This is a genomic window from Pseudomonas sp. NPDC087697, from assembly GCF_044743155.1.
Taxonomy (GTDB): Bacteria; Pseudomonadota; Gammaproteobacteria; order Pseudomonadales; family Pseudomonadaceae; genus Aquipseudomonas.
In genome coordinates, this window is sequence record NZ_JBIUVW010000008.1 from 46,366 (window position 1) to 72,537 (window position 26,172).

Genomic DNA, 26,172 nt, shown 5'->3' on the forward strand with positions numbered 1-26,172 from the left:
AAACAACTTCTGATGGAATCGCGCTCGCCAAGCCTTTGTGTGTGGCTGCCATTTATCAACCGTCAACTGATACACAACGTGGCGCACGCCCGAGGGATACCGCTATGGTACATAATCGTATTAATCGGAACAGCATAACCAAAGGACTTACGTTCTGGGGGCAATGGGCAACTGCCATCACTTCGGTCAGTGCATTGTTATTTGCTCTGGCGCTGTACCAGACCGGAGAAATCGACGCCCATTATCGTGTGCTGGCGGTTCTTACTTTCCTGGGTTCGGTCCCTTCTTACTCCCTGCTGCAGGTTTATCACAAGCGGCACGGTTACCTCACCGGCCTGGGACGCCTGCTGCTGGGTTGGCTGCTGACGCTGGCCGGACTGACCAGTATCGGTTTCCTGAGCAAGACCAGCGAATTGTTCTCCAGGGAAGTCATCCTGATCTGGGCCGTGGCCGGATATTGCCTGCAGGCTTTGCTGTACCTTCCCCTGCACGGTTTTTCGAGGCACTACCATCGGCAATTGCACAGCCAATACAACACCCTGATCATCGGCACCGACCAACTGGCATTGAAACTGGCAGACAAACTGGCCAAGACCGAATACCCCCCACTGGTCGGTCTGATCAGCTCCAAACCCAACGAGCTGTCTACCAACGTCAGTGCTCACAGGATCGTCGGCCAGTTGCAGGAGCTGCGCGAGCTGATTCGGGTTCACGATATCCGGCGGCTGTACATCGCGCTGCCCTTGAGCGAAGCCAAACAGGTCGAAGCGCTGTACATCGATCTTCTCGACTCGAATGTGGATGTGGTCTGGGTTCCCGACCTGGGCAGCATGACCTTGCTCAATCACTCCGTCAGCGAGCTGGACGGTCTGCCCGCCATCCACCTCAATGAAAGCCCGCTGACCAGCTACCCAACGGCGGCGCTGAGCAAAACCTTGCTCGACAGAAGCCTGGCTGCCCTGGCGCTCATCGCCTTCAGCCCGCTGCTTCTGGTGATCGCCGTCGCGGTAAAGATCTCCTCCCCGGGCCCGATCATCTTCAAACAGGAGCGGCACGGCTGGAACGGCAAGATCATCAAGGTCTGGAAGTTCCGCTCCATGCGCCTGCATGACGACCACCAGGTCCAGCAGGCCGGCCGTGAAGACCCGCGCATTACGCCAATCGGCCGTTTCATACGACGTACTTCCATCGATGAACTGCCGCAATTCTTCAATGTGTTGCAAGGCCATATGGCGCTGGTCGGGCCTCGGCCACATGCGACTGCCCATAACGACTACTACACGGGCAAGATCCGCGCCTATATGGCCCGCCACAGGATCAAACCGGGCATTACCGGGCTGGCCCAGATCAGTGGCTGCCGTGGCGAAACCGAAACCCTCGACAAGATGCAGAAGCGTGTAGAGATCGATCTGAACTACATCAACAACTGGTCGTTATGGCTCGATATAAAGATCCTGATCAAGACCCCCTTCACGCTCTTTTCCAAAGATATCTATTAACCGCCGCGACATTCGCGCCCGCTCAGAGTCTGTCTATTCTTCAGCCTGTTGCGAACAGGGCTGCAATCCGGCAGTCAGGCCACTGACTGCGCCGGAGCGCCCCGCACACTTCGGCCCATCCCATTTCAGGTTGAACCATGCGCCCTATCACCCGACGCCAACTACTTGCCGCCACAGCCTGCGGGGCTGCCGGCCTGACGCTTGGGCAACTGGCCGTGTTGCAATCGAAACCGCCGGCACCGCACGCGCACGACCTGGCCACGCTTGAACGGGTCAACGCGGCGTGCGAGCAACTGTTCAACAGCATGCACATTGTGGCTCCCTTGAGCCTGGCGAATCTCTGATGACGACCGATCCCACCCTGGAAACACTCATGGCCAATACCGCGCTGATCGCTCAGGCTGCGCAGCGCTCGGATGCCGCCTCCAGGTTACAGCACCGCTTCGTTCATGGCGGGGCTGATGAAAGCATACCCACCGAGTCTGGTCCGCTCCCGACGCTGAGCAAATGGAAAGCCGATACCGATCAGGTGTTTGCCCAGGTAAAGGCGATAGCCGACTCGAATTCTCGCCGGGAGGTTGCCGACCCCACCGCTCGGGCGGATGGCAGTCCCCTGCAGAGCGGTGACGAATACTTCAACACCCAGGAAGGGCTCAAGAAGGTCTATAACGGCGCGGCCTGGTATATCCCGAATGCCAATGGGCAGATGATCCAGCGGAACCTGGCCAACGCCGCCGACCCGAATACCGGTCCGAACATGGTGGGGTTTCTGCAATCGGGGACCGGCACGCAATCGCGCACAGTCGGCGATAAGCTCCAGGAGCGTCACAGCCTGCTCGACTTCATGACAAAAGCCGAGCGAGATGATGTGACCTCCGGGGCCTCGCTGCTCAACCACACGGCAGCGATCAATCGAGCCTTTGCCTCGGGGTATGAAATAGAGCTGCCGGACGGGGTGCTCAATGCCGAGTACATCAATCTGGTGGACGGTACTCGCGCCATCGGCAAGGGGCATATCGCCGGTCGCCTGGGTACCAACAACTGGAGCGGCACGGTAATCAGGGCCCTGCCCTCTGCGGAACGAAAATTTATCCGCATGCCCGCAGGCAAAATCAGGGGCGTGTTGCTGGAAGGGTTTACCCTGGCCGGTGACCACGTGCATAACCCCTTGCAGGATGGCATCAGCCTGGAGGGAGCGGTTAGCGGCCGAGACGGCGGTTTGTGGGATTTCGAGCTGCGCCGCCTGTTCATCAAAGGGTTTGCCGGCGACGGTCTACGACTGGTGGGGGGCTATAAGGATACTCAGGCCCCTGTGCAGTTCGGCCAGGTCGCTCATGTACTCGTTGAACGACCCGTGGCGACGGCACGAAGCCTGGTGTTGATGGGACAGTGCGAACATATCGAATTCGACGAGTGTCGATTCGATGGTGTGTATGGCCTGGGGCCGGTGGGCGTGGGTTCCTATATCGGCAGGTTCGATCCCGCCTACGACATACGACCCAACAACATAACCTTCACCAACCCGAGCTTTCAGCGCGCCAGCGTCGGCATCGAGATCGACCGCTGCGAAAATATCGTGATGATTGCGCCGTGGTTTGAAACGGTCAAAACCGCGGTCCAGCAAAACAACTCATCGACCGGGCTGGAGTTGATCGCACCGCGCTTCGCCAATGTCGTCACCGGCCTGGATTGCGGCAAGAACTGCATGGCGTCGATCCGCTCCCCCATCGTCGCGGGGAGCATTTCGAACCTGGTGGTCGGCAGCAACCATAGCGGAGTCAGGCTCGACTCACCGTCCAAGGCCGGCGTCGGCACCAGCGGTGTCCATTCCACGGTGTCGTTCAATTCCGGGCGCCGGCTTGACGTCAAGGCCCATGCCTTCCTCAACATCGAGTTTGGTCCGGGGCTGACGATAGAGACAATCAACGGCTACCACATGCCAGGACAAACCTTGACCCTGTCGGTGAGCTCCAACCCGGTGAGATTCGCATCCGGAGGCAACCTCGCGCTGGGCAGTCTGGGGACTTATAAAGTGCTTGCCCCGGGAAGCACCATTACCTTCCTTCGCACAGACGCACCCGGCGTCGCTAACTGGCAATGCATAGGGCTGGTATGAGGTAGCAACCTCGATCCGCCCACCCGGTAACGGCAGACCGCCAGGCGTCTCAACACCCGTTCAACGCAACCAGCGCCACGCGATCAGCAAGCCCGTCAGCACGCCAAGACTGTTTGCCAGCATGTCGTAGGGTGAAGCCGTGCGCAGTGGCATCAACCCTTGCGCGCCCTCGATAAGTAAGCCGGTGAGCAAACACCCCAGCGCTACCCAGAGCAACCTCACTTGGGGAAAGGCCAAACAGCAACTGCAGGCAAAGACCAGGAACCCGAGCCAGTGATGGAGCTTATCCTCTTGGGCGAACAGCTCCGGGATCGGCTGAGGACGCAAGCCCGCGGTCAGCAGAATCGCAGTCACCACAGCAAAGACCAGACCCCGCAGCCAGAATGGCAGCTCGGTCAAACGCTTGAGTCGCACCATCATTCGGTAATTTTCTCGAAGTTGTTGTAGAACCGGTCGCTGTCACGCCCGTCGGTCATGGTCTGCAGCGAGTAAGCACGGCCCAGGCGCGCGCCGCCATCGCGGGTCAATGGCGCCCAGACGATATTGGCCCGGCGCATGGTCGAAGTACTCATCAACTCGTCGAACGGGATGGAAATATAGATCCCCTTGTCGAAGCTGCCCTCACCATATTGTTCTTTCGAGGCGGTGGTCAGGGTGACCCAAGCGCCAAACTTCACTCCGTTATTGAACTCCCGCGACAAGTCGACGGTTGTACCCCAGTCCCGCGCCAGATAACGCCCGACACTGACCGCCGCCTTCAGGTCGTTGGGCAGCTCGGTATAGCCGGTGACATGGCCCGTCACGGTCCGGTAATCACGCAGACCGAAGCCCTGATCAAAATCACGCTGACGCACGAAGTTCAGATCGGCGCCCACCGACCAGCGTTGCCCCATAGGGCGATACAGCACTTCGCTGCCGACCCCGGCAAACATGGATTCCAGGTAGCCACCGTAGACCATCCCATACAAGTCCTTGTCCAGCTGCACCGCATGGTTGAGCTGGAACGTCGGCATCGTCACATCGGAGGTGGTCAGGTATTTGCGCAGATCGGTCCGCACCCGGGGCAATCCACTCGGCGCGTCGTAAGTGAACTTGTCGTAGTTGTTCAACAGGTTGGCGCTGAGCAAGCCGTTCCACCAGGTATTACGGGTAAAACGGTACTCTGCATCAGCATCGGCGGTGAACTGATAGAGCAGTCCGTCGGGGCCGCCGATGTTCTGTTTATACCCCAGGCCGAAGCCGTAGCTGAACGGATCCAGCGCCTGGGTGTAGAGCGTGGTTTCATGGTGCGCAACCGCCGGATTGACTTCGGTCGAGCGGTGCAGATCCTTTAGCGGCTGCTCGTTGTTCACCACCGCGCGGAACGTTTCCCGGGGCAGGCTGGTTTCCTCGATCGACATGTCATAACGCTGGTCTACCAAGGTGAACCAGTCGATATCCTGATTGACGCTGTTATCGAGAATCCGGCTGGCCCGTCCCACGGCCTTGGCCGGGTAAAAGTAGCGGGACTGCTCGCCATACACCATCAGCTCCGAACCGCGCTGGGTGATGCGCTTCACCTTGTAGCCGGCATTTTGCTGCAGCCGGTTGGAGACATTGGCCCAATTGACCTGGTCGGCCGGGATCGACGGCTCCCGTGCGGGCAGCGGCTCGGCGGGAGGATCGTAGGTCTTGGCCGGCGCCTTGCGGCTGACAAAGTTGGTGTGCAGGGTGATGCCGAACATCGCGGTGTTGCCACGCTCCCAGCCGGCACTCAGATCGACGCTGTCGGCCAGCTTGTAGACCACGCCAATATTGATCGGCAGATCTTGCTTGATCGGGTTGTTCAGTGGCTCGTTCCGGTAGTCATTGCCCTCGTACTCGACTTTCAGGCTCAGCGGTTCCCAGGGTGTTTGATAGGCAACCCCGCCAAACAACGATGGGCGTCCCTTGAAATAAGCATTGGAGTTCACCCCACCTGCTCTGGAGACGGCTGCATCGCTCTGCGGGCGATCATTGAACTTGCTGCCGAACACCGCCAGCGGGTTGCTCAAATCTCCTCGATTACCCAGATAGCCCCAGGCAATACCGAGGCTGAAATCCAGGTCGGCATAGCGTTTGTTTGCGACGAAATACTCGCTGGAAAACAGCCCGGTACCGCCGATGTCCCGGGCCCCGAATGCGATCTGCGGCGCCCAATGACTTTCTTCCCAAAACCGTGCCTTGACGTCGATGGCCTTGTCTTTGAAGCTCTGATTGCCGCTCAACGCCTCGGTGCCGTACTTGCGGTTGGTGACCGCGGTGTAACGAAACGAGCTTTCCAGCCAATCGAACGGCTGCAGGGAAAAGCTATAGCGCGAATAAGGGTCGGTACGACTGGCAGTGGCACTCAACTCCCCGGCAGGGGCCATGCGCGCGGTAGGTGTCTGCAATAGACCGACACCACCAAAATCATTCTGTGTGTAACGCGGTTCGCCTTGAACCAGTCCGCAGGGCAAGAGCAATACAGCAGCAAAACGTAACTTCAAGGGGCCACCTCAGCCAGGGGTTGAGTGGCGAGAAACTCGGCCAGTTGTTGATTGAGCTCAGGGGTCGGCACATCGAGATCGTCGTTCCTGATCGGCACCAGGATCCTGCTGCCGGGGGCCGGCACGACGCCCTCCTCACGATTCCATGCCGCCACACCGACGCGCCGCACCTGGCCGTCGGGCTGGATCAGCCACAGATAATCGCTCTCGGCATCGCTGAGGATGGCGCAGTGCCGGGCATAGTCGCGGGCCTCCTGCATCGCGCTGTAAGGCACATGACAGGGCTGCGCAACCGCCCCCCAGACTTCCACGGTGGACGGCAGCGCGGGGTAAATCAGAAGGTCGCCATCATCCAGCAGAGCGTTACGGGCGAACCCCACCTCCAGGGCGATCGGATCAAGTACCGCGACCTGGCGCCCGGTGACCGGCAACCGTTCGATCTGCTCATACAGGCGCGCGCTCAAGGTCGCTCGCGTGTTCCTGTCATCGAGCAAGGCAACCCGCTGCAGCAGTTTCAAATCGAACAGCACCCCGGCCTTCAACCGGGTCTGCTTATCCACCAACGAGCGGTGCAGCCACGCTGCGCCCAGCCAGTAGCTTTCGGCGTTGGGTTGGGCGGCGCTGATGACATCCAGCAAACGTGCGCCAGGTTTGACCTCGAACTGGCCGGGGCTGCGGACATCACCACTGACAGTGACGGCTGCCTGGCCCACGCCCGGGCCGATCAATAACAGGCCAAGCAACAAAAGGCTCGGACACTTCATCGGGCAACTCCCCGATCAAGGCGCAACTGCACAATCTTCAGGGACAGCTGCGGCGTCAGATGCTGCTCGCTGCGCATGATGAAACCGTCCCGGGGGTCGACCCAGTAGCGGTTGGTGGCGTGGAAATCCAGGGTGGGCGCATCCACCTGCTCATCGATCCGCAGCAAGGCGTAATCCTTGTCCAGAATTCGGATGCTCTCGATGTCGTGGGTGCTGAAGCGACTGTTGACCGCAATGCCGACACGGTAGCCGTCGTAAATATCGATCCAGCGAGTGCTGGCATAGCCGTCGGGCAAGTGCAGAAGACCGCGCTTGAAGGGTGATTCGCCGCTGAAGCGAGTGCCGTCCAGGGAAACACCCAGCCCGACAGTGCGCACCACCAGGCCGTCACGCAGCATCAGCACTTGTTTGCCGGAAGCGATCCAGAACTCCAGGTCACCACGCTGACGAGCCTTGGCCATCACCCCCTCGCTGGTGGCGGTGGTGACCAGGATCTGCGAATAAGGCACGGCATCGACCTGAGCGCGGGTCAACTCGATGGAGGCAGGTCCCGTGGCAGACGCTTTAAGCGTGTTCCAGGAGGCCTGCATCAAAGGGTTGCACCCGCACAGCAGTAGCGCCATCGTCAGATAGGCGCTGATAGGCAAAATGTTCACTGCTTGATTGAGCCTTATCTGCTGTTAGCTTCGCTGAGGTTGTTGACAGAGCTGGCGCCGGTCCCGAGGACACTGGCCGTAGGCAGGAGTTGACTGATCAGACGGTTCCAGCGCGTCACGCCGGCCGGGCCGACATAGACGATATCTTGCGGCTGCAAGTCGAAACGGGTGGCCAGCACCAGGGCGGAAGGTGACTCAGCATCGAGCTGGAAGACCTTGGCCGGCTCGGTTTCCAGATTGTCCGCGCCGCGAATTACGTACACCGCATTGCCATTGGAGGTGGTCTGGTTCAAACCTCCCACAGTGCCGAGGGCATCGGTGAGGTTCATCGATTTGCTCTTGAAACTCAGCGCGCGAGGTTGGTTGACCTCACCCATGACATAGATCCGTTTGAGATCGTTATAGGGCAGGTACAACTGATCGCCCCCCTTGAGGTAGACCCTGTGCAACTGCGAGTCCTGACGATTGAGGGTGTCCAGATCAAGCCGGTACTCACGTCCATCGCGAGTCAGCGTCAAACCCGACAGGTCCGCGTTAAGCGGATCCACCCCGGCAACGCCAATGGCCTCTACTACGCTCAGCGGGTTAGTGGTGATCGGCTGTTGACCGGCCCTTGCCACGGCACCGGAAATCACCACCGTCTGGCTGGCGAAGCGCAATACACTGACGTCAACCTGAGGGCTTTCGACAAATTGCGACAGGCGCTCGGCGATAAAAGCTCGCAACTCTTCGATGGTTTTACCGGCGGCCGGGACATTGCCGATGTAGGGATAAAACAACGTGCCGTCCGGACGAACCAGGCGACCGTTGGCATCGATTTGCTGTTGCGGCCCCGAAGGTGCCGTCAACTCGGGGTGATCCCAGACCGTGATAAACAGTAAATCGTTGGCGCCCACGCGATAACCACCCGGCGTATAGGACAACAACTCCGAAGGCACCGACTCGCGAACGCGTGCGGCGGCATCCATGGCAATCAATTTAGGCGTGATGGGAATAAGCTCCACCCGGCTACTCTCCCCAGAGCCGTCACGAACCAATTGACGGGTATCCATATGTTGGCCAGGCGAAAACATACAACCGTGCAAGCTAATACTTGCCAGCATTACAACATAAAACCTACGGATCATAATGGCACTACGCTAGTCGAGGGCAAGTCTGAAACAAGATCACCCAGAAAGTTCTGAGTGATCTTGAGCAACACATTTTGGAGGGTATCAATGGGTGCCAGTAGTTCCGGTAGTACCCGTAGTGCCAGTCGTTCCAGGCGTTCCGCCATTGGAACTACCACCCGAGTTTGCAGCGGCCACCGCCGCGGCGACAACAGCCGAGCCGACCAGCACACCTCCCCCGACTGTAACGCCACCGATCAATGGGGTACTCAACGCGAGGGGGGCCTCCGCAGCCGCTTCCACAGCTGCTTCTGGGGTCGCCGCCACAGGGGCAGTCAAGGACAGGGGTTCTGCCGCCAACGCTGCGGTGCTCATGACCGCCAGCAAGCCAACAGCAAGTAGTTTCTTCATATCAAACTCCTTCTCGACATCAACTCTTCATAAGATTTGATACTAAGTGGCCAGGAATGGAACAGCCGGCATATAAACTGCTCCCCTAGATTGAACGGGGTAGTTCATGCACATTGCCTCCTTTGGAGCATGTCATTTACAGGTGTTGCACGCCATAGACCGACAATCACCCGCCCCCGAGCCAAGCGCCTGTGCAGAACAGGCACTATTGACGACCTTCTACGACATTTAGCACTTTACGAGGCATTTTCAGCGCAAGCTGGCGAGCAACAGCCATTCGCTCCTCAGGCCTATTGTTATTATTAGTCAGGATTCTCCCGCCGCATTGACCTTGAGGATTTTATCGCGACGGGAAGTTCCAGGTAAAACAGCGCCCATTAATAACATTCACTGTTAAATATAGACCGTTAATAACCATAAACTGAATGTCCGCGCGAATAGCGATAACGCGAAAGTTCAGCCGTGAGGGGTTGTTGATCCCAGTTGCAGCAGCACCCGTTGCAGCTCGCGCATCCAGCTTTGCGGTGCCAATCCATGGGCTTGCTCAAGGGCTTGGCAATCCAGCACGGACCAGGCGGGTCGCTTCGCCGGGGTTGGATACTCGGCGGTGGTGATCGTCTTCAAGCTCGGGCGTTTTTCCAGCAAACCCAGCGCCAGGGCCTGACTGAAAATCTCATCGGCGAAGTCGTACCAGGTGCAGGCGGGCGCGCCGCTGTAGTGATACAGGCCCCACTTGAGCGCACCGTCGCGTTGAAAAATCGCCGCAAGGGTCCACAAGGTATCGGCAATACTGCCGGCGGAAGTCGGACAGCCACGCTGATCCGCCACCACGGCCAGCTCATCCCGGTCGCGTCCGAGGCGAAGCATGGTTTTGACGAAGTTGTTGCCATGGGCGCCGAACACCCAACTGGTTCGCAGAATCACATGGCGCGAACAGTGTTGCTGCAGTTGCTGCTCGCCGGCCAGCTTACTCGCCCCATACACGCCTGAAGGAGCAGTGACATCGCCAGGCTTGTAGGCGCTGTTGTTGTCACCACTGAATACATAGTCGGTGGAAATATGCAGCAACGGAATACCCAGCTCCTCGGCCGCCAGCGCCAGGTGCGCAACGCCGTCCCGATTCACCCCGTAGGCCCGCTCGATCTCGCTCTCAGCCTTGTCCACCGCGGTATAGGCCGCCGCGTTAATCAACAACTGCGGCTTGATTCGGGCCAGGACCTCCCGGACCTGAGCCCGGTCACTGATATCCAGATCGCCCGAACCGTAGCCAATGACGCTGAACCCAGGCGGTACTCTCTGCAGCAACTCGCGCCCGACCTGCCCTTGCGCTCCAGTCACTAGAACCTGCATGGTCATTCCCCGCTCAACAGTGTGCGCAAGCGCGGATGGCGCCGGTCTTTTTCCGAGAGTTGCGGCGACTTCAAGGGCCACGCAATGTCCAGAGCCGGATCATTCCAGAGAACCCCACCCTCGTCCTCGGGGTAATACAAGTCGGTGCATTTGTATTGAAAGTCGGCAACATCGCTCAGCACACAAAAACCGTGGGCGTAACCCGGCGGAACCCACAATTGGAGATGATCATCGGCAGTCAGTTCGACTCCCACGTGTTCACCACACGTGGCGGACTCCGGGTTGATGTCCACCACCACGTCGTAAACGGCACCGCGGGTTACCCGCACCAACTTGCCCTGGGGGCGAGTCCGTTGGAAATGCAAACCACGCAGTACGCCATACTGGGAGCGCGAGTGATTGTCCTGCACGAAAGGCAATTCGATTCCGATGTCGCGATAACGCTGCTGGTGATAACTCTCGAGAAAGAACCCACGGGCATCGCCGAACACCTTGGGCTCGATAATCAGCACGCCAGGCAACCTGGTTTTAATGACATTCATTTCTCAGGCTCCGTGCTCAGCACTTGTGCCAGATATTGGCCGTAACCGGTTTTGCATAACGCCGTAGCCTGTCTATCCAGTTGTTCAGCTGACAACCAACCCTGGTGATAGGCCACCTCCTCAAGGCAGGCCACTTTCAACCCTTGGCGTGCTTCGATGGTCTGGACGAAATGCCCGGCCTCCATCAACGAATCATGAGTCCCGGTGTCCAGCCAGGCAAAGCCACGTCCCAGCACACTGACGTGTAGATCCCCGCGCTGTAGATAAGCGTTGTTCACGTCAGTGATTTCAAGCTCGCCGCGGATCGAAGGTTTGACTTGTTTGGCAATGCTCACCACGTCGTTGTCGTAGAAATACAAACCAGTGACCGCATAGTTGGACTTCGGACGTTTAGGTTTCTCCTCGATCGAGACCGCCTTGCCGTCGCTGTCGAACTCGACCACACCAAAACGCTCAGGGTCGCTGACTCGGTAACCAAAAACGGTGGCGCCGGTCTGTCGTTGTGACGCTTCGCGCAACAAGGCGCTGAAACCGTAACCGTAGAAAATGTTGTCGCCCAGAATCAGCGCCACATTGCTGTCGCCGATAAAGCTCTCGCCGATCAGAAACGCTTGTGCCAGGCCATCGGGGGAGGCCTGTTCGGCATAGCTGAGTTCAATGCCGAAAGAAGAACCGTCCCCCAACAAGCTCTGGAAGTTGGGCAAGTCCTGCGGCGTGGAGATAATCAATATCTCGCGAATGCCCGCGAGCATTAATACCGACAACGGATAATAAATCATCGGTTTGTCGTAGATCGGAAGCAGTTGTTTGGATACACCACGGGTAATGGGATGCAAGCGGGTGCCGGAGCCTCCCGCGAGAATGATGCCTTTCATATGGGGATTCCCTTCTAAGTTGATCGAGAATAGAGGCAGTGTTGGTCTGTTTCAGGAGGTTTGGCCAAGACGTCCCAGCCGGTACTGACCGTTCAATACTCGTTGCCACCATTCTTGATTGTGCAAGTACCACTGAACCGTTTTGCGTAGGCCACTTTCAAAGGTTTCCTGTGGCCGCCAACCAAGTTCGCGCTCGATCTTGCCCGCGTCGATGGCATAACGAAAATCGTGACCTGGCCGGTCTTTGACGAAGGTAATCAGCTCGCGATAACGCTCGACACCGGCTGGCTTGTCGGGTGCCAACTCTTCGAGCAAATCGCAAAGGGCTGCCACAACCTCAATATTGGTTTTCTCATTGTGGCCGCCGATGTTGTAGGTTTCACCGACCTCGCCCCGGCACACCACCTCGCATAGCGCACGCGCATGATCTTCTACAAACAACCAGTCACGGATCTGCAAACCATCGCCATATACCGGCAGAGGCCTGCCGTGAATGGCATTTAGAATCACATGGGGAATCAACTTCTCGGGGAAGTGATAAGGGCCGTAGTTATTCGAACAATTGGTGACCAGCACCGGCAGACCGTACGTACGTTGCCAGGCCCGAACCAGGTGGTCCGAACTGGCCTTGGACGCCGAATAGGGTGAACTGGGCGCATAAGGCGTGGTTTCACTGAACAGGCTATCGGTGCCTTCCAGGTCGCCGTAGACCTCATCCGTGGAGATATGGTGGAAGCGAAAAACCTGTTTTACCTGTGCCGACAGCCCGTTCCAGTAACGACGGGCCGCTTCGAGCAACGTATAGGTACCGACAATGTTGGTCTGAATAAAGTCGGCGGGGCCGTCGATAGAACGATCGACGTGCGACTCCGCGGCGAGGTGCATCACCGCATCAGGCTGAAACACCGTGAATACTTGATCCAGGGCCTGAGCGTCACAAACATCGACGTTAAAGAAGTGATATCGCGGCGACTCGGCAACTCCCGTCAGGGACTCCAGATTGCCGGCATAGGTTAATTTATCGAGGTTGGCCACTTCGCATCGAGTATTTTCGATCAGGTGCCGGACGACCGCAGAGCCGATAAAGCCGGCTCCGCCAGTCAGGAGAATACGGGTAGTCATAGTCGTCTCTCTACCGACTGACGGGATACCAGTCAGTCAATAATTTTTCATATTGAAGCAAGATTTGATTCCACGTGAACCGCTCGTGAAAGCGCGTAAGACTGGCCGCTTTCATCTGCGCAAGCGTTGAATCGTCCGTCAGCAGTTGGTCAAACAAGGCAGCGCAAGAGGCTTCATCCTTGAAGTAAGCGGAGCCACTTTCTGTCACCCATCGATTGAATGGGTTGTCATGGGCAATAACCGCACACCCCGCGCCAAGCGCCTCGACCAACGATGGGTTGGTTCCACCGACACGATGCCCATGCAGGTAAAACCGACAGTAATAGCGCAGTGACTGTACGACCGCAGTCTCATAGATCGCTCCGGGAAAGATGACCTCTGAGCTGGCCGCGTCCATGACCTGCTTATGGTATGGATTATTATTCGGTTGAAAATTGCCTAGAACGACAAGCCGATGATTGCGAAGGGTGGAACTGAACGCGCGAACCATCTCGAGGAACGAGTTTTCGGGTTCCGGTCGGGCAATGATCACCGAAAACTTGCCGGGCTCTATGGCATAAGTTGCCAATAAACCCGCATCTGCACTCAGAACCCTGTCTCCACCATAGGGGATCATAGTGATCCTGGCTTCGGAAACCCGTGTCGCCAGGTGCTGTTTTATCTTGGGGTGATCCGCGACCAGGTGATTACCCATCCAGCAACCGGCACGCTCATTGAGCCAGAACCAGGTCTTGGCAATGGTTCCCCACTTGTCACGCCGCCACTCAATGCCATCCATATTGATGATGTTGGTCTGCCCTTTAAGCCTTTGCAGCAAACTGAAGACGGCGGTGTTGTAACCGAGGGTCAGAAACAGCCCCTTTTGCGAGGTCGCATGAAGCGTGGCTTTCCAGTCAAAAAAAACCGTGCCCAGCGCACCCTCCTGGGAAACAGGGATATGAATCCTGTTGACACCATTCCAGATGCTCTCAGTGATTGCTCCACGGCCCTCTTCCTGGCAGTAGACATACACCTGCCAGCCGTATGCCGTTAAATAAAGAGATAATTTCTCCGCGAACGTTTCGAAACCACCATGTTGAGCCGGAACACCTCTTATGCCCAGGATATAAAGTTTTTTAGGTGTCATGCTGCATCTCGTTGAATAATGTTGAGAACTTGCTTTCGAACACTTCCAGGCTAAAGTCCCGAGTACGGGACAACGCATTACCAGACAGCCTCTTGTATTTCATCGGATCCAACGAAATCCTGCATATCGCGCGGTAAAGCTCCTCAATGTTGTATGAAGAGATTAAATAGCCTTCGATATCACTGCGTACCAACTCCGCGGGACCTCCCACCGGCGGAACGATCACGGGCAAGCCGTGGGACATGCCTTCGAGGATGGTCAAACCGAATGTTTCAATCCAGCCATCAGGTTGGGAAAGGTTTAAAAGCAAATCAGATCGCGAATAAAAACCCGACATATCTGATTGGCGAGGATAAATCGCCACATTGCCCGGAACATCGATACTGGAAAAATAACTATCGACTTCACTTTGGCTGGCATTTAGCACCAGCGTAAAGTTCAGGTGCTTGTCCCCTTCACTGCGCCGGGCAAGCGCCAGGAACTCCATGACGCCCTTATAGGCCTTCAAGGAGCAGATCATCAACGAGGTAAAACCCGCCTCTTCCTTGATTCGATATGGTTGCTCAACCGCAGTATCCAGGGCGTTATGAATAACCACTTGGGAAAGTTTTGCAAAGTTCTCCGCCTGCATCAGATAGTTCGAAACGAATACAACCTTTGTGCTGGTCTTTTCAATAACGAACCTGAGAAACCTCTTCAGGACATTGGGCTTTATCGAGGTTTCATGCACATGATAATAAACCGGTATCTTCAGCAGCTTTCCTGCCAGCGCGGCACCAAAGGGCATCATGGTATTGACATAAAACACCACGTTCTGCTTCTTGTATTTCAAGCATTGAATAAACAACAACCCCTGAGAGATCAGGTAGTAGCCAAGGGTCAGCAACTTATTTTCTGACCTTTTATAAAAAAGTCTGCTCTGCACATCCGCCACGTCTGACAAGAAGCCATCACCATGACCGCTGGTAATCACCTCGGTGGCTATATTGTTATTCACCGCGGTCTTGATCACTTGAGACAAAACCTTGGGACTTCCACTTCTGTCGTTGAACAGGTGAATGAAAACCATCTTCTTCGAGTGCATGCTTATGTTCTTTTGATGAGGGAGCGACTGAGCGTTGAAAACCGCTCGGTAAGGGCCATGCACACCCAAAAAATGGCTATCGAATGCGCGGGAATGGTCTGACTTGAGAAGCCCATGGCCAGAAAGAATGCGACCAGGGCGGCACCTACTCTTACTTGATAGCGGTCGACACTCTGATCAATCGCCATCCTCCTGACAGCGGTCAAGCTGCGTTTGATCACCAGAATGATGAACGAGAAAAAGACGATGAACCCGACGACGCCAGTGTCGTTAAGTATTGCCAACGGCAAATTGGAGATCCATGCACTGCGATGATTCTCCGAACCGACCAACTCCGGCGCAAAAGAATATATTTCGCTAAAGCTGTAGATACCATTTCCGAACATAGGGTTTTCCAGAATGGAATTCGCCGCCAATGCCCACATGATAAAACGCGTCTTGACCGAGTGGGTTCTGCTGATCAGTTCATAATCGCCAAAAGAAGAGGCAATGAAATAAGACAGTAACGACATCACCGCCACCAACAGCGCGGCCCCCAACAGGTACTTCACCAGGTCCCTGTTCTTGTACTTCCTCGGATAGCTCAGTCCGTGATAAAGCCAGACGGAGATAATGTAGGAAACCCAAGGCGCTCTTGAGAACGAAAAGAGCAGAGAGGTATGCAAACCGATGATAAGGATCCACCACCATAATTTTCGGTAATAACCCAGGGCCAGCACGGTCAAGATAATCAGTGATACAAACACCCCGAATAGATTGGCCTCATAAATTCCGCCACGGATGCGCGTTCCACCACTCCCCTCTTGCAACCAGTGAATGGCCACCTCAGGAAGAGGAAACTTCAACAGTGAAAGAATATAAATCAACGATAAAAACGGGCCAGAAAACCATGCCAAAAGCAGATAGGTCCTGGATTTGAAAATCGTAAAGGGATTGGCCTTTAACCAGATCACCACATAATAAAATGAAGCAGCCAGGAGTAAGCCTGCGTACATTTTCAGCGACCAGGCCTCAACCGGGCCGGAAGCTGATGCGTAAAAAGCCAGCACTATCCATACGGTCAGGATGATTCCCGTCCTGGGCAGACGCAGGGGGATATTCGAGCAGACCAATAGCAATACAACGATGAAAAAAACAGGAGCAGCCAGCAACCTTTCCAGGGTCAGGTTGTTGCCGCCCAACGACCATTCAATATTGTTAAAAACCACGGTGAAGCCGATGATGACAGCCAGCACATAACGCGGATTGATACTCGAGGACTTAACGCTAGTGGTACCGTGACTCATCATAAAATTTTAATTGGCCTTTTTGCTATTTTGGTTGAAAGCGCTCCATCGAGATAACGCCAGGTAATCAACCTCAGTGCTTCCAGCTTTTCATGACTGTTGGTGAAATCGATTGTTTTACCGACGACCGAGTCGACCTCACTCATGTTGTTCACCAAGCGATCGGTCAACTCGACTTTATCCAAAAGACCTTTGATTCTATTCAGCCCGCTTTCGGGTAGCGCCGTGACAAAGGGAATACCGAAGTTCACGGCGAATGCGGTGCCATGGAACGAGTTGGTGATGACAAAGGAGGCATTGGCGAACAGCGAAATATAATCGGCAGGGCTGGCATCCATTATGTGCCTGTCGCTCTTGTAGCCAAGAAAAGGGTCCTGATCGATTGCCACGACTCGCAACCCTAATACAGTCCTTATTCTATTTATCGTTTCCCTGACCAAGGTGTCTTTCTTCAGGGTGTAAACGAGAATGTATTTATCGTTATTTCCTGGCGTTCTGCCCGCAAGCTGCAGGCTCTGCATCCACTCTTGCTTGTTTAGCATCAAGGTAGGATCCAGGGTGTGATAAACCTTTTGGTTACCAAGCATGCTGCGCAGATTTCGCGCAGTGTCCTCTTCCCGGACAGAGATACTGTCAAAGGTCGACAGTGCCTTTCTGACCTTGGGCACTTCCTCTTCCGAATAGCGATACGAGCCTGCGCTTGAGGAAAACGAGATCTTCTTTTTCGCCCGGGAAAACGCCAGCATATAGTTCAGGTCCAGATACCCCGTGATAGCCGGATTCCATATCTGGTCGCTGCCGCAAACCACACAATCAAAGTTACCTGACAGGGTTTGAAGCGTCTGTAAATCCGGGCACGCGGGGGTCAGATTATAGTTAACCCGCATGAACTCCTTGAACTTCGCTATCAATCGCCTGCGGGGGAGGATTCGAAAAAAATCCTTGCCCGCTCTAAACAAGCTACGCGGACTGCTGTCCACTCGAATCAGCTTCAGTGTGTTTTCCAGCTCTTTGCTTTTGTAATCAATAATCTTGACGTCGCCATACTTCGACAGCACGTTCTGGCTGGCGAGCGCTTGTAGAGTCCCACCATAACTATTGGCGTGATGTATCGTGATCAATGCAATTTTCAAGGTGCTGAGTCCTTTGCGACCAGGGGTGAGTACTTACTGACTGGACAGCTTGGTATACACTTCTTCGAGAGGGCGACGCGGAGAGGCACATACCGTGTTCTGCTCATTCGGATAACCTATCGCCAACATCATCATCACCGTATGTTGCGGACTTATCTTGATCACTTTTCGGAAGTTTATATCCGCCCTCCCCGACTGGCTCCAGTTCAAACAGCACGAAGCAATACCTATTGAATGCAGGGCCAGGATCAACGACATGGAAAACATCCCGCCATCGATCCAGTGCTGGTAACGTTCTCGAGGGGAAACGAACGCACGCAAGTCTGTGGTTACAATCAACAAGTCTTTGATCTTGTGCCCGAATCCGCGGTTGCCGTCTTGAAAAGCAAGGGCGTGTTGTGCAAGTTCGCCATCCAGATGATAGACATGCCACGATTGCCGGTTACAGGCAGAAGGTGACTTCATGGCCATTTCCAGCGCTCTGTTAAGCTCTTCAGCACTGATGGCGGCGTCGGAGAACTCTCGAAGCGAGTACCTGGAGAGGAAGAAGTCCTCTGGGGTTATCAATCGACCTTTATTGAACTCTGTCTTGGCGCGATTGATCGCGCCACTGTTGTAATAGAACGGGATAGTTTGCTTGCTCAGGCTCTCGACTTTAACCAGACGTTTTATAAGCTCAGCGGTTTTTTCCGGCTGGTGAGCTTTTTCAGCTTCAGCGAACTTCTTCAATACCGTGATCGCCACCAGGTCATGATAGCCCGTGCCATTGAGCATGAATGACTGCTCCAACGCCTTGATAAGCGCATTGGCGCCCGCCCATCCAGACCCCGGTTTCCTGTTGGTAAAGCTCAGGCTCTTTTCAAGGGTGTGGTACACCTTGACCATGTAATAGTTTCGAGCTTCGACCGAACTCAGTGAGGATCGCCATCCCGAATACCTGACATACCGACTCAGGTCATATAAAAAGCCAAATCCTGCCAGTAGTGTCCGAGCATAGATTTTTACGGTATCAATCATGAGAGTTCATCTCCCGATTGTCGGTAGTGATAATTAGTTTAGGCATGGGAGCTGTACCTGTTATCGGAACTTGTTCTTGAAAACCAGTCGTTGGGCGCCATAAAAGTACAACGACAACAGCAATAGATTACTGACAACAGTCGCTATCGCAGCGCCACGCAGGTCATACAAAGGAATTAATGCAAGGTTGAGGAACACATTGATTATCGCCACCAGCGCCATGTATTTAACTTTCACCTTCATGTGTTCCTGCGTCACCAACGTGGCACCCGCGCTGAAAGCCAGAAAAATAACCGGTGCCGACAGGGAAAGAATCTTCAATACCGAGGACGCCTCTCGATAGGTCTCACCAAACAGCAGAGGCACTGCCCAGTCCGCACAGACCAGAATCACCAGCATCGCCAGAGTGCCGAGCAGCAACATCAGCCAGTTGCCCTTTCGGTATATCTGATAAAACATATCTGGATCATGGTTGGCCCAGCGATGCATCTTGGGCAGCAGGAACCTCTGATAAATCACACTCGGCAACAAATACACCGCCGTCATGATGGTAAAAGCGACGCTGTATATACCTGCAGCGCTATTACTTGAGAGGTGTTTCAGCAAGATGATGTTGCTTTGGAAGTAAATCAGGTGCGAGAACGCCGCAACGCCAAACGGCCAACTGGCGCCGGCCACGCTTGACATGCTCGGCCTCACGGACAGTGCCGTGAACCCGGCGGTTAGCTCGTGACCCTTCAGAGTCAGCTTCCCATTTGCTATGTGCAGCAACTGCGGGATGGCCAGTAAAAAAAACACCACTGCAATGACGGAATAAAATACAGCGTAGTACTCCGCGGCGATCGGCATGGAACTCATGACCGCCGTGATGAAGACCATCGAGCAACGAAGAAAATGTGGCAAAAACTGCCACAGCGCCAAGTGCAAATATTTTTCTTCAAGTTGAAGTTTGCTGCTCACCAGTTCTACTGACAGCTGTCCCAGTATGTACAGGGAGAGAATCAACAGCAGGTTTTGCGTTAACCGGTCATGGCTGGAATAAAGCGCCCACGCCACGATGGAGCAAATAAGGAACAAGGTGCTTAAGGCGATGAACTGGAACGAAGGTGTCAACCAGCGCTTCGCCGCCCAGCCCTCCTGGCCGAAAGCCTTGAGCCAATATTGGGATATCCCGAATCCCGCCAGGGGCGCAAGTAGAGTGATGGTCGTCAGCGCTGATGAAAAAGCACCGAAGTCATTGCTGCCCAACTTCCTCGCCAACAACACTTGAGTCAGAAAGGCAAACCCGGCTCCTGCCAGGGATCCTATCCAGAGGAGCGATATAGCCTTGAACGCTGTGGTTTTATTCATTGACCTATGTCGTTCGCAATCACGCTACCGCCCCAGGATTTTTCGTCATATTCCTCAGGACGTAGTGTTTCTATGAAATATTGGTTTGATCATGCCTGTGGGGCTATTGATCCGGCGCGGCAACCACGATAAAAATTTAAACTTCAAAAACTACCGTAGCGCCGTCATAAACTCAACTTATGACACTGTCTGTTCACTGCCCATCAATTTTTGTCAGAAGCATAGGCGTAGTGGTAATAGCCATAATCACTGTAGCCATATTTAGTGGAGGCTTTTTTCTCCACACCATTAAAGATCGCACCTTTAATGGCAACTCCGTTCTGAGCGAATCTGCGGACCGTCAACTCGATTTCCTTCGCCGGGTTCAGGCCAAAGCGCGCGACAATCAGATTGGTCCCGGACAGGCGTCCGACGATCGCCGCATCCGTCACAGCCAGCAGCGGTGGCGTATCAAGAATCACCAGATCGTATAGCTCACTCACCTGCTCCAATAGCGCGCTGAAATTGGCGTGCATCAGCAACTCGGAAGGATTGGGCGGAATCTGGCCTCGGCTGACAAAATCAAAGTTTTCGATTTCAGTCTTATGGATCGCGCTGGCCACATCGCAGCGCCGGGCCAGGACGTCGGAAAGCCCGTTGTCCGAAGAAACACCCAACACTTTATGCAGATAACCCTTGCGCATGTCGACATCGACCAGCAATACCCGCAGCCCGGTTTGCGCGATCACCACCGCCAGGTTGACTGACACGAACGTTTTGCCCACTTGAGGGCTGGGGCCGGAAATCATCAACCGGTTATTGTCGGCCTCGTGCATGGCGAAGTGCAGGCTGGTACGCAAACTGCGCAGCGCCTCGACCGCCAGATCGGTGGGGTGACTGATGGCCAGCAATGAAGAACCTGCACCGGAACGTCCTCGTCCACGCAAGGCTTTGTCTTCTTCGGCTTTCTGCAGAAGGCTGTAGGGAATCGACGCATACACCGGCAAGCCGAGTTGCTCGATGGCTTCCGGGCTTTCCAGGCCACGGTTCAATGCCTTGCGTACCAGCACCAGGGCCACCGCCAGGAATCCACCGAGAAGCGTGGCGACCAATACAATCAAGGCCTTTTTAGGTTTCACCGGTTTGAGGAAATTGACGTCCGCGGTGTCAATCAGACGCACGTTACCAACGGTCCCCGCCCGCATTACATCCAGCTCCTGAGACTTGTTCAGCAGCTGGGTATAAATGGCCGTACCGACCTCTACATCCCGGGTCAGGCTCAGCAGTTCCTGCTGGGTGGAGGGGAGGCTTTCGACCTTGGTCGCCAGGCTTTTCTGCTTGCTGCTCAACTCACCGATCTGCGTCAACAATGCGCGATAAGCGGGATGTTGACGGGTGAACTTCCTGTCCATCTCGGCTTGCTGCAACTTCAACTCGGAGATGCTGGTGTCCAGGCCGACAATCTGATCAAGAATGGCCTTGGTTTCGAGCGTGATATCCACGGACTTGCGGCGGGTCTGGTATTCATTCAAGGAGTTTCCGGCTTTTTCCAGGTCCTTTTTGACCAGCGGAAGTTGCTCTTTGAGAAACGCCAGACTCTGTGCTGCCTCTGCCGACGTGCGCTCTATGTTTTTTCGCACATAGATATCGGCAATTTCATTGAGTATTTTAATCGCCTGTTCCGGGTCTGTACTTTCCAACGCCAGACCAATCATGCCCGACTCTTTTCCGCGTTCGGAGACATCCAGCGCCTCTTGATAGTCGAGGATACTGGTCAGGCGGGAATTACGAATGATTCTGAAGCGGGTTCCAGGCTTGGCGTGCATTTCCTCTATTTCAAACTTGACGCCATTTTGTTCGAACAGTTGCCCGGACTGGTTGGCCGCCAACAGCTTGTCATCTTCGTCCACCAGAGTGTAATGACCCTTTTCACCCGCGGTCAGGGTCAACTTCTTGCCCAGTTGCGACTCGGGGAGATCCAGTTTGAATATCTTCAGCGACTCTCCTCCCCAGGCGAAACTGTTCAGCCCCAACCAGGCATTGGCTATTTCACCGGGATTGTTATTCTTGAATCGACGCGCCAGGAATTCACCAATAACCGGGAAGTACATCGGCTGTATGACAATATCAAGTTTCAAGTTATCGACGGTTTTACCAATCACCGAGCGGGACTGGATCAACTCGATCTCGGTGGCCGACGGAGACTCCTTGCCCAGCATGCTGCCGATATCCGAGAAGCCCAACAAGTCGTTCTTTTTCGCTTCAACCTGCAGCAGCGCATTCGCCTGAAATACCGGCGTTGCCAGCACTGCATACGCGGCGCCTGCCACCATGAAGGCGCCGGTAATCGCGGCAATCAGCCATTTATGGTCGATGAGTGTTCCAAACAGACCGAGAAGATCAATCTCGTCATTGTCGTCTTCCCGCACGTGGACTACTGGCGCTTGCTGCATAAGTCGGATTCTTTGCCTTTATTACGATTCAAAAAGTAGTGGTCATCAGCGTGTTAGACGCTGTGCCCATGCGTGTACGGCTTCTTCGATCAACGCATAAGCGTGCACAAAAGCAGGTTTGCCTTGACGGTAGGGGTCGCTGATTTCGCGGTCGTCTTGCCATTTACCCAGCATCAGCACCTTGCCTCGCGCTTCGGGGGCCATGTCGAGCACACCGCTGACATGCCGCTGCTCCATCACCAGTATCAAGTCCGCCTCACTGACAGCTTGAGGCGTGAGCTGAATGGCCTGGTGCTCATCGGGCAGGTGGCCATGTTCCTCGAGCACCGCGCGCGCCATCGGCTCGATCGGCTTGCCGACCATGGCGGCAAGGCCGGCTGAACTGACTTCGATATCGGAATGAACGAGCGCCCCACGCAGCAGATTTTCCGCGGTAGGGCTGCGGCAAATATTGCCCACACAAACAATCAAAACTCTTTTAAGCAAGATAACCTTCCCCGTCTTGTCAACATTGGCGCTGACATAGCACTTGCCGAACATAAGAGTTCCAAACCACGGATGAACCTGGGCATTTATAAACCCAGCAACGGCAGTATCAACGCCGAAACATCAAGTGTGTATTTATTACCACGACACTTGAACAGCACTCAATTTTTTCTTCAGACAAAAAATAACACTTCACTCTTCGAAAATTGAAAATAACAGTCAGCGAATTTATTCAGACAATTTCTAACAGTTGCGGTTTTCCCGCGACCGATCAATTTAGATTACGCGGCACGTAGCGAATGGACAATGTATAGCCGTCCCGCTAATACATTGCCAGGGCCCAGTCAGATGTCGGGTTATTAATTGAGGTACGCAGCGCCTTAGGCAACAACTTTGTTTACCGCGGGTTGCGAAGAGCATGCCGCGGAATAACCGTGCGTAGTCGCCCGCCATCCGACAGCCTGGGTCGAGTTTTCTTACTGCCATTAGCCAATACATCAGTCTACTTTTCAAGGACGCTCAATGATTCGTAAATGTCTGTTCCCCGCTGCCGGCTATGGGACCCGCTTTTTACCCGCCACCAAGGCCATGCCGAAGGAGATGCTGCCGATCGTCAATAAGCCACTGATCCAGTACGCCGTCGAAGAAGCACGCGATGCCGGCCTGCAACAGATGGCCATCGTCACCGGCCGCGGCAAGCGAGCGCTGGAGGATCATTTCGATATCAGCTTCGAGTTGGAACACCAGATTCGCGGCACCGATAAGGAGCGGTTCCTGGCCGGCACCCGAGAACTGATCGATACCTGCAGTTTTTCCTATACCCGTCAGGTGGAGATGAAGGGCCTGGGGCACGCCATTCTCAGCGGCCGCTCGTTGATCGGTGATGAGCCATTCGCCGTGGTGCTGGCCGACGACCTGTGCCTGAACCTGGAAGGTGATGGGGTGCTGGCGCAAATGCTCAAGCTCTACGCCAAGTACCGCTGTTCGATCGTGGCAATCCAGGAAGTGCCCCGCGAGCAGACTCAAAAATACGGCGTGATTGCCGGCGAGCAGATTCACGAGGGTATTTACCGGGTCAACAGCATGGTCGAGAAACCCCGCCCGGAAGACGCCCCTTCCAATCTGGCAATCATCGGTCGGTACATTCTGACCCCCGATATCTTCGACCTGATCGCCGATACCGAACCTGGCAAGGGCGGTGAAATCCAGATCACCGACGCACTGATGAAGCAGGCCCGGAACGGCTGCGTACTGGCTTACAAGTTCAAGGGCCGACGCTTCGATTGCGGTGGGGCCGAGGGTTACGTCGACGCCACAAACTTCTGCTTCGAGCACTTGCATCAAAACAACCTGTGACGGCCTTTTGGTCCTCTTTACCCTATGGACGAAACCTCTATGAACACTTTGAGCGGTTTCAAGGCGGATGACAGTCGCCATCCGTATGGCGCTGAACTTAAAAGCAACCTCGCGTACCTCATCGTCCGCGCCTATGCGTCGGAACTGATCTTCCCGCGCACGCAAAAACCGCCAGTGCTGCTGGTGGAACGCATCGGCGCCTTTCCTTCTTCCGGGGAGATCCGCCGTCAAGTCAAGGATGGAACCGCGCTGCTGGCGAGCATCAAGAACCGCTACGCCACCGATGCCCTGGACATCAATGAGAGCGACGGGCTGAGCCTGATCTTTGCCGACTGGCGCTTCAGCTTGCGCCTCTCGGGCAATGACTATGAGACGTGCCTGAATGTCGAAAGTCGCGGCGACATCTCGTTAATGCAGCGCAAAACCGCCGAGCTGCTGGAGCAGATCGGCGCAGGGACAGACTAAATATCGGCACACAAAAAGGGATGACTTCGAATGAACGCGAGTGCAGAACACGCCGCCAAAGCCTGGTATCTGGTCCAGTGCAAGCCCAGACAAGATGAGCGCGCCGAAGAACATCTGCAGCGCCAGGGCTATGCCTGTTTTCGATCAAAGTACAATCGTGAGCGCATTTCACGAGGGCAGCGACGGGTAAGCAGCGAGTCGCTGTTTCCGGGCTACCTGTTTATTCAACTGAGCCTTCAGGACAGTTGGGGCCCGCTGCGTTCGACCCGTGGTGTTTCGCGAGTCGTCGGGTTCGGCGGCCAGCCTCTGCCAATCCGTAATGCGTTGATCGACGAGCTTCAAGAACGCAACAGCCAGGCCATAGTGACAACGCTGTTGAGACAGGGCGAAACCGTACGCATCACTGAAGGCCCATTCGCCGATCTCGAAGCGGTGTTCCTGGCCATGGATGGCGAAGAACGGGTGCTGCTGCTGATGAATTTCCTGCAACGCGAACAGCGAATCAGCCTGCCTCTGTCAGGGGTCAATTCGCTGTAAATATCCTCCTGCGAAGGCAGGTAAACCCACCACTGGCGAGCCGATGAGGCTCGCCAGAACTCTCTCTGCGCCAACGCCCCCACGAGACCTGACTCAGTGCTTGTCGTACTCGTCGTGACGGCGCCACCAAGGGCCTGTCTCGTTGCGCCCTTTTGGGGCGCGGTCGAGCCACTGGTACATGCCCCAGAGGCCATCCAGCCCGCGCGCATAGGTGGAATAGGTGTGGTAGACGACGCCGTCCTCGAGCACAAACGCGCTCATTCCCGGCCTGTCCCGCGTATACGTGGGCGCGTCGGTTCCGCAGGTGGCCGCAAACCGTGCAACGGGTTCCGGGACCTGTGTCGCGTCCATCGCGTGGCCGCCGCGCCGGTAGTTGTATTCAACGCCCCCCTCGCGCTGTTGCTCCTCGGTGAATGCGACGTTGAAGTCGAAGTTGAAGTCGCTGTCGAGCGAGGACGCCCAGGGAAACGTCCACCCCATCCGTCGCTTGTATGCCTGCAGCTTCACCAATGGCGCCCGCGACACTGCCGACAGCGTGACGTCGTGGTTCGCCAGGTGGACGACGAAGCCGTCGAACCCGTCCGCGATCGCCGAGCAGGACGGACACCCCGCCGTGTAGTCAGGCCCGAACATGAAGTGGTAAACGAGGAGCTGCGAGCGCCCTCTGAAGAGATCTGCCAGCGAGGCACTCCCTTCATCGGTTTCGAATCGAAACGCCTTGTCGACCCGAACCCAGGGCAGCGCCTGACGTTGCCGAGCCAGCTCGTCGCTGCGCCGCGTTAGCGCCTTCTCCGCTTCCAGCAGCTCGAGCCGCGCTGCCAACCATTCTTCACGTGTGCCGGTCATGTGTTTGTTCATCAACGTTGCTCCCTTCGTCGTTCGCTCAGCTCTCGATACGACGGGTAGTTTGGTGGTCGTGAGATAGACTAATCAGCGAGCATCGGACGGT

General features: G+C 55.5%; 25 protein-coding genes. 6 read left to right on the forward strand and 19 right to left on the reverse strand.

The genetic code is table 11. The features are described from left to right. Positions 1 to 104: 104 nt before the first annotated feature. The 3 genes from ACIPIN_RS08395 (at position 105) to ACIPIN_RS08405 (ending at position 3,615) form a co-directional block, all read left to right on the forward strand. Entirely contained in the window at positions 105 to 1,499 is a 1,395-nt protein-coding gene (locus ACIPIN_RS08395) for an undecaprenyl-phosphate glucose phosphotransferase (protein WP_401117412.1), read from the forward strand. 137 nt (positions 1,500 to 1,636) lie between these two features. After that, a complete protein-coding gene (locus ACIPIN_RS08400; RefSeq protein ID WP_401117414.1) occupies positions 1,637 to 1,843 on the forward strand; it encodes a twin-arginine translocation signal domain-containing protein in 207 nt (68 codons plus the stop codon). After that, the gene (locus ACIPIN_RS08405) at positions 1,843 to 3,615 is read left to right on the forward strand and encodes a hypothetical protein (RefSeq protein ID WP_401117416.1); all 1,773 of its coding nucleotides are present in this window, start codon (positions 1,843 to 1,845) and stop codon (positions 3,613 to 3,615) included. Before ACIPIN_RS08400 ends, ACIPIN_RS08405 begins: the two co-directional genes overlap by 1 nt. Before the next feature lie 60 nt (positions 3,616 to 3,675). Here ACIPIN_RS08405 and ACIPIN_RS08410 read toward each other — a convergent pair whose 3' ends face one another. The 18 genes from ACIPIN_RS08410 to ACIPIN_RS08495 all read right to left on the reverse strand — a co-directional run bounded on the left by ACIPIN_RS08410 (position 3,676) and on the right by ACIPIN_RS08495 (position 22,919). Beyond that, positions 3,676 to 4,035 (reverse strand): VanZ family protein, encoded by a 360-nt coding sequence (locus ACIPIN_RS08410; protein WP_401117418.1) that lies wholly within the window; start codon positions 4,033 to 4,035, stop codon positions 3,676 to 3,678. Then, positions 4,032 to 6,122, reverse strand: coding sequence for a YjbH domain-containing protein (locus ACIPIN_RS08415; protein ID WP_401117420.1), 2,091 nt, complete (start codon positions 6,120 to 6,122; stop codon positions 4,032 to 4,034). Before ACIPIN_RS08415 ends, ACIPIN_RS08410 begins: the two co-directional genes overlap by 4 nt. Then, positions 6,119 to 6,886, reverse strand: a complete 768-nt coding sequence (locus tag ACIPIN_RS08420; protein WP_401117422.1) for a capsule biosynthesis GfcC family protein — start codon at positions 6,884 to 6,886, stop codon at positions 6,119 to 6,121. Before ACIPIN_RS08420 ends, ACIPIN_RS08415 begins: the two co-directional genes overlap by 4 nt. Beyond that, a complete protein-coding gene (locus ACIPIN_RS08425) occupies positions 6,883 to 7,542 on the reverse strand; it encodes a YjbF family lipoprotein (RefSeq protein WP_401117424.1) in 660 nt (219 codons plus the stop codon). Before ACIPIN_RS08425 ends, ACIPIN_RS08420 begins: the two co-directional genes overlap by 4 nt. Before the next feature lie 14 nt (positions 7,543 to 7,556). Next, on the reverse strand, positions 7,557 to 8,669 hold the full coding sequence (locus tag ACIPIN_RS08430; protein WP_401117426.1) for a polysaccharide biosynthesis/export family protein: 1,113 nt from the start codon (positions 8,667 to 8,669) through the stop codon (positions 7,557 to 7,559). An 87-nt stretch (positions 8,670 to 8,756) separates the two neighbouring features. Next, positions 8,757 to 9,062, reverse strand: a complete 306-nt coding sequence (locus ACIPIN_RS08435) for a hypothetical protein (protein WP_401117428.1) — start codon at positions 9,060 to 9,062, stop codon at positions 8,757 to 8,759. A 456-nt stretch (positions 9,063 to 9,518) separates the two neighbouring features. Next, the gene (rfbD, locus tag ACIPIN_RS08440) at positions 9,519 to 10,412 is read right to left on the reverse strand and encodes a dTDP-4-dehydrorhamnose reductase (RefSeq protein ID WP_401117430.1); all 894 of its coding nucleotides are present in this window, start codon (positions 10,410 to 10,412) and stop codon (positions 9,519 to 9,521) included. Between the two features lie 2 nt (positions 10,413 to 10,414). Then, positions 10,415 to 10,954, reverse strand: a complete 540-nt coding sequence (gene rfbC, locus ACIPIN_RS08445; protein ID WP_401117431.1) for a dTDP-4-dehydrorhamnose 3,5-epimerase — start codon at positions 10,952 to 10,954, stop codon at positions 10,415 to 10,417. Next, positions 10,951 to 11,829, reverse strand: coding sequence for a glucose-1-phosphate thymidylyltransferase RfbA (rfbA, locus tag ACIPIN_RS08450; protein ID WP_401117433.1), 879 nt, complete (start codon positions 11,827 to 11,829; stop codon positions 10,951 to 10,953). Before rfbA ends, rfbC begins: the two co-directional genes overlap by 4 nt. 51 nt (positions 11,830 to 11,880) lie before the next feature. After that, complete coding sequence (rfbB, locus tag ACIPIN_RS08455; protein WP_401117435.1) at positions 11,881 to 12,951, reverse strand: dTDP-glucose 4,6-dehydratase; 1,071 nt, start codon at positions 12,949 to 12,951, stop codon at positions 11,881 to 11,883. Between the two features lie 10 nt (positions 12,952 to 12,961). Beyond that, the gene (locus ACIPIN_RS08460) at positions 12,962 to 14,077 is read right to left on the reverse strand and encodes a DUF1972 domain-containing protein (protein WP_401117437.1); all 1,116 of its coding nucleotides are present in this window, start codon (positions 14,075 to 14,077) and stop codon (positions 12,962 to 12,964) included. Further along, complete coding sequence (locus tag ACIPIN_RS08465; RefSeq protein ID WP_401117439.1) at positions 14,067 to 15,161, reverse strand: glycosyltransferase family 4 protein; 1,095 nt, start codon at positions 15,159 to 15,161, stop codon at positions 14,067 to 14,069. Before ACIPIN_RS08465 ends, ACIPIN_RS08460 begins: the two co-directional genes overlap by 11 nt. A 2-nt stretch (positions 15,162 to 15,163) precedes the next feature. Further along, positions 15,164 to 16,447 (reverse strand): O-antigen ligase family protein, encoded by a 1,284-nt coding sequence (locus ACIPIN_RS08470; RefSeq protein WP_401117441.1) that lies wholly within the window; start codon positions 16,445 to 16,447, stop codon positions 15,164 to 15,166. Then, positions 16,447 to 17,580 (reverse strand): polysaccharide pyruvyl transferase family protein, encoded by a 1,134-nt coding sequence (locus ACIPIN_RS08475; protein ID WP_401117443.1) that lies wholly within the window; start codon positions 17,578 to 17,580, stop codon positions 16,447 to 16,449. The genes ACIPIN_RS08470 and ACIPIN_RS08475 overlap by 1 nt, the downstream gene beginning before the upstream one ends. A 33-nt stretch (positions 17,581 to 17,613) precedes the next feature. Then, complete coding sequence (locus tag ACIPIN_RS08480; protein WP_401117445.1) at positions 17,614 to 18,597, reverse strand: nitroreductase family protein; 984 nt, start codon at positions 18,595 to 18,597, stop codon at positions 17,614 to 17,616. A 60-nt stretch (positions 18,598 to 18,657) separates the two neighbouring features. Beyond that, positions 18,658 to 19,947: an oligosaccharide flippase family protein gene (locus ACIPIN_RS08485; RefSeq protein ID WP_401117446.1), complete on the reverse strand. Its 1,290-nt coding sequence runs from the start codon at positions 19,945 to 19,947 to the stop codon at positions 18,658 to 18,660. 203 nt (positions 19,948 to 20,150) lie between these two features. Continuing rightward, the gene (locus ACIPIN_RS08490) at positions 20,151 to 22,379 is read right to left on the reverse strand and encodes a polysaccharide biosynthesis tyrosine autokinase (RefSeq protein WP_401117447.1); all 2,229 of its coding nucleotides are present in this window, start codon (positions 22,377 to 22,379) and stop codon (positions 20,151 to 20,153) included. Positions 22,380 to 22,424: 45 nt separating this feature from the next. Further along, positions 22,425 to 22,919 carry a low molecular weight protein-tyrosine-phosphatase gene (locus ACIPIN_RS08495; RefSeq protein ID WP_401117449.1) on the reverse strand — a complete coding sequence of 165 codons (495 nt, stop codon included), beginning with the start codon at positions 22,917 to 22,919 and terminating at the stop codon, positions 22,425 to 22,427. Positions 22,920 to 23,387: 468 nt separating this feature from the next. On the opposite strand from ACIPIN_RS08495, the gene galU reads away from it, so the two are divergent. The 3 genes from galU to rfaH are packed head-to-tail and all read left to right on the forward strand — an operon-like array spanning position 23,388 to position 25,223. Then, on the forward strand, positions 23,388 to 24,221 hold the full coding sequence (gene galU / locus ACIPIN_RS08500) for a UTP--glucose-1-phosphate uridylyltransferase GalU (RefSeq protein ID WP_401117451.1): 834 nt from the start codon (positions 23,388 to 23,390) through the stop codon (positions 24,219 to 24,221). Positions 24,222 to 24,260: 39 nt separating this feature from the next. Next, a complete protein-coding gene (locus ACIPIN_RS08505; RefSeq protein WP_401117453.1) occupies positions 24,261 to 24,686 on the forward strand; it encodes a phosphomannomutase in 426 nt (141 codons plus the stop codon). Positions 24,687 to 24,716: 30 nt separating this feature from the next. Then, positions 24,717 to 25,223 carry a transcription/translation regulatory transformer protein RfaH gene (rfaH, locus tag ACIPIN_RS08510; RefSeq protein ID WP_401117455.1) on the forward strand — a complete coding sequence of 169 codons (507 nt, stop codon included), beginning with the start codon at positions 24,717 to 24,719 and terminating at the stop codon, positions 25,221 to 25,223. A gap of 93 nt (positions 25,224 to 25,316) precedes the next feature. Here rfaH and ACIPIN_RS08515 read toward each other — a convergent pair whose 3' ends face one another. Further along, positions 25,317 to 26,081, reverse strand: a complete 765-nt coding sequence (locus ACIPIN_RS08515; protein ID WP_401117457.1) for a DUF899 domain-containing protein — start codon at positions 26,079 to 26,081, stop codon at positions 25,317 to 25,319. Between the last annotated feature and the right edge of the window lie 91 nt (positions 26,082 to 26,172).